This is a genomic window from Pseudoxanthomonas sp. LjRoot204_2, assembly GCF_056175765.1.
Window position 1 is genome coordinate 1 of sequence record NZ_JBGFFG010000387.1, and the last position, 3,155, is coordinate 3,155.

The 3,155-nt window shown below is 67.9% G+C and carries 4 protein-coding genes; 1 reads left to right on the forward strand and 3 read right to left on the reverse strand.

The window, feature by feature from the left end; genetic code table 11:
- The 3 genes from AC04L7_RS15270 to AC04L7_RS15280 all read right to left on the reverse strand — a co-directional run.
- Nucleotides 1–340, reverse strand: a 340-nt coding sequence (locus tag AC04L7_RS15270; protein ID WP_475513328.1) for a Dph6-related ATP pyrophosphatase, incomplete at its 3' end; no start/stop codon positions are given.
- The gene (locus AC04L7_RS15275) at nucleotides 340–684 is read right to left on the reverse strand and encodes a hypothetical protein (protein ID WP_296281399.1); all 345 of its coding nucleotides are present in this window, start codon (nucleotides 682–684) and stop codon (nucleotides 340–342) included. The genes AC04L7_RS15270 and AC04L7_RS15275, both read right to left, overlap by 1 nt.
- Nucleotides 685–740: 56 nt before the next feature.
- Entirely contained in the window at nucleotides 741–1,688 is a 948-nt protein-coding gene (locus AC04L7_RS15280; RefSeq protein ID WP_296281400.1) for a DegV family protein, read from the reverse strand.
- Between the two features lie 262 nt (nucleotides 1,689–1,950).
- Between AC04L7_RS15280 and AC04L7_RS15285 the strand changes: the two genes are divergently transcribed.
- A partial coding sequence (locus AC04L7_RS15285) for a 7TM-DISM domain-containing protein (RefSeq protein WP_475513329.1) occupies nucleotides 1,951–3,155 on the forward strand: 1,205 nt, incomplete at its 3' end.

A 3,155-nucleotide genomic window follows, 5' to 3' on the forward strand; every position in this document is an offset into this window, starting at 1 on the left:
CGCGGATGTCGTCCAGGAACAGGTCGCCGAACGCCATCGTGCGCAGGCCGGGCCAGCGTTGCGCAGCGTCCGCCAGCGCAGCGGCCATCGCGCGCGCGTAGTCTTCGTTCGTGCACCGTGCGGGAATCATCGCTTCGATCAGCGGCAGGCCGCTCGCCCGCGCCTGCGCGTGCAGGACGGTGCGACGGATCCCTTGCATGGAGACTCGCTGGTCATGGTCCGTCAGCGTGGTCAGCAGCCCGACGACGTCCACGTCATCGCGCTGGCGCAGGACGTGCAGGGTCCAGGCTGCATCCTTGCCGCCACTCCAGGCGAGCAGTATCGGGAGGCGTTCGGCCATCAGGCCGCGGATACGTCGCGCAACTCCCAGGCGCTTCCCGCCAGCAGGCGCAGGCGGTGCTTCAGCACCTGTCCGGGAATGGACGAGGTGGCGACCAGCAGGATGCTCAGGTCGTCCTGTTGGCCACGGACGGTCGCGCCGTCGTCGACCACGCCCAGGCCGGGATCGACTTCATCGGGCTCTTCCTGGCGCGCGCGCCAGCGCTCGAACAGGCTGCTGGTACGCAGCGCGTGCTGCAGTTGCGCGGCGAATTCGTCCGCACCGTGCGCATCGAAACTGAAAGCCGGATCGCCGCCGCGTGCGCGGCCGGGATCGGGCAGGCTGATGTAGTAACGAACGGCCATGGCACCCCCGGTAGAAACCTGGGGCATAGCGTTATCCACGGCGCGTTAGCCGGCCGTTACGCGACCTTGAACGGCGCCGGCGGCGCGGCGAAGGCGGCGACGACGGCGCCCTTGCCCACGTTGACCATGCCGGTGAGGCTCATGACGCTCTCGAACACCTCGACCTTGTTGTTCTCGCAGATGTCGCGCAGGCGCTGGTAGCCCGGCAGCGCGCGCAGTTCGGACAGCTCGCCGCCGTAGCTCAGGCATACGGTGGGCGTCATCAGGCCGGCCATGACGCGGTTGCCGGTGAACTTGAACATCTGTTCGACCGCATTCTCGAAGCCCTTGATCTTGGCGACCGGCTCGGTGTTGCCGGCATGGCCGTACAGCACCGGCTTGATGTCCAGCGCGCTGCCCAGCGCCGCGCTGAGCAGGCCCACGCTGCGGTCGCCCTTGGTGCGCGCGCGGTTGCGCAGGTAGTACAGGTCGCGCGGGATCATGTAACCGTGCGTGTGGTTGGCCAGTTCCTCCAGGCGCACGCGGATCTGCTGCACGCTGGCGCCGGCGTCGCGCATGCGCACGGCTTCGACGGCGGTGATGCCCTGGGCGGCGAACAGGTTCTGGGTGTCGATCACGCGCAGCGCGAACGGCGAATTGTGGCCCGCGGCCTGCCGCACCGGCTTGTAGTCGTTGAGGATGGCGAAACTGGCCTGCATCGCGTTCTCGTGGATCGGCGACCGTGTCTTGGTGATCGTCATGCAGAAGACGTGGTCGTAGTCGATCACCAGCCGGCCCAGGAACAGGTCGCGGATCTGGTTGACGGTGAACGGCGTGGTCTCCGCTTCGTGGCCGCGCTCGGCCACGTGCGCGTGCAGGAAGCTCAGCGTGGCCTGCTCGTCGCGATGGTCGGCGAGCACGGCTTCGCCAATGCGCACCGTGATCGGCAGGATCACGATGTTGTGTTGTTCCAGATACTCCAGCGGCAGGTCGCACGCCGAATCGACGACTATCCCAATGCGCATTAGCCCCTCCCGGCATCGTCGCATTTGTACTTATCTCCGGAAAACTAGCGGAGAACGGCGGGCAAGTCGCCGGATAAACGCATGAAGTGTGCGGTGCGTCACCTTTTTGTGAGGTGAGGGGCGCGGTAAAACGGGTCCCGCGTCAGGTTCATGGCGAGGCCCTCGACGCACAAAGAGTGTGAGCAAAGTCACATAAACACGCGAGATGGGCTTGTCCCGGGTCAGGCCCCGCCCGACACTCGGCACGTAGGGAAGGGGCAACATGACTCAGCAGGGGTGGTTACTGCTGCTGCTCGCCCTGCTGCCGGTGGGCGCGCACGGGGAGAACATCGCGCGCATCGATCGCCTCCAGCCATCCACGCTGGAGCAGCAGGCCGGACAGCGCGCCGGATTGTTTTCGGAACGTCGCTTCGACAGCGGCGATGCGTCCGTGCGCGTGATCGGCAACGGACACTGGCGCGTATATCCGCGCGACGGCATCGCCGAGCCGCTGCTGGTGATCTACCACCCCTACAACGCGCGCGTGACGGTGCGCGCACCGGGCGAYGCGACGCCCCGCACGCAGGACCTCTTCCAGCCCGGGCTCGATCCGGAGTACAGCCGGCGCGCGCTGGTATTCCCGCTGGCGCGCGAAGGTCCGGTCGAGGTGACGGTGGAGGGGGCGCGTTATCCGATGCAGGTGGCGGTCGAGGCCCGCTCCGACTACGCCGCCGCCGATCTCTGGCACGTGCGCCTGCTGCTGCCGGCGGTCGGCATGACCCTGGGCGTCGCGCTGGCGGTGCTGCTGTTCTGGCTGGTGCTGCGCGAGCGCGTCTACCTGCTCTATGCCGGCGCCATGCTGCTGCAGTTGCTGTACGTGTTGTGTTCGTATGGCGAAGCCTATGCCTGGCCGGGCCYGTCGCTGCTGCGCCATTTCGGTGCGCAGGGCATCTGGACCATCGGTACGCTCGCCACCATCCTGATGGTGTACCTGTGGCAGGACTACGCCAACCTGCGGCGCGCGGCACCGCGGCTGGCCTGGCTGATGCGGCTGGTCGGCGTGTACGGCTGCACGCTGACGCTGGTGCTGCTCGCGTCGCCGTGGCCGGCCGACGACCGCTGGTTCCCGAACGTGGCCAATGCCCTGTTCCTGCTGACCAACCTGGTCACGCTCGCCACGCTGCTGGTGGCATGGTGGCGGGGCGAGCGCCATGCGAGCATCGTGCTGCTGTCGTGGTTGCCGTTGCTCGCGTTCACCATGGTGCGGGCCCTGCGCTTCAGCGCCGGCGAGCGCGCGGGGCCGTGGCTGGAATACGGCATTCCCTGGTGGCTGGCATTCACCGCGGTGGCGCTGGGCCTGGGCCTGGCGCACCGCATGCTGACCGTCCGCCGTGAGCGCGACAGCGCCAAGGCGCACGCCGAGCGCGACGGCCTGACCGGCGTGCTCAACCGGGGCGCCATCGAGCACCGTCTCGACTGGGCTTTGAT

What these genes read in the sequence shown, in the direction of transcription:
- AC04L7_RS15280 (WP_296281400.1), bottom strand. Translation starts at nt 1,688, where the DNA reads ATGCGCATTGGGATAGTCGTCGATTCGGCGTGCGACCTGCCGCTGGAG.
- AC04L7_RS15275 (WP_296281399.1), bottom strand. Translation starts at nt 684, where the DNA reads ATGGCCGTTCGTTACTACATCAGCCTGCCCGATCCCGGCCGCGCACGC.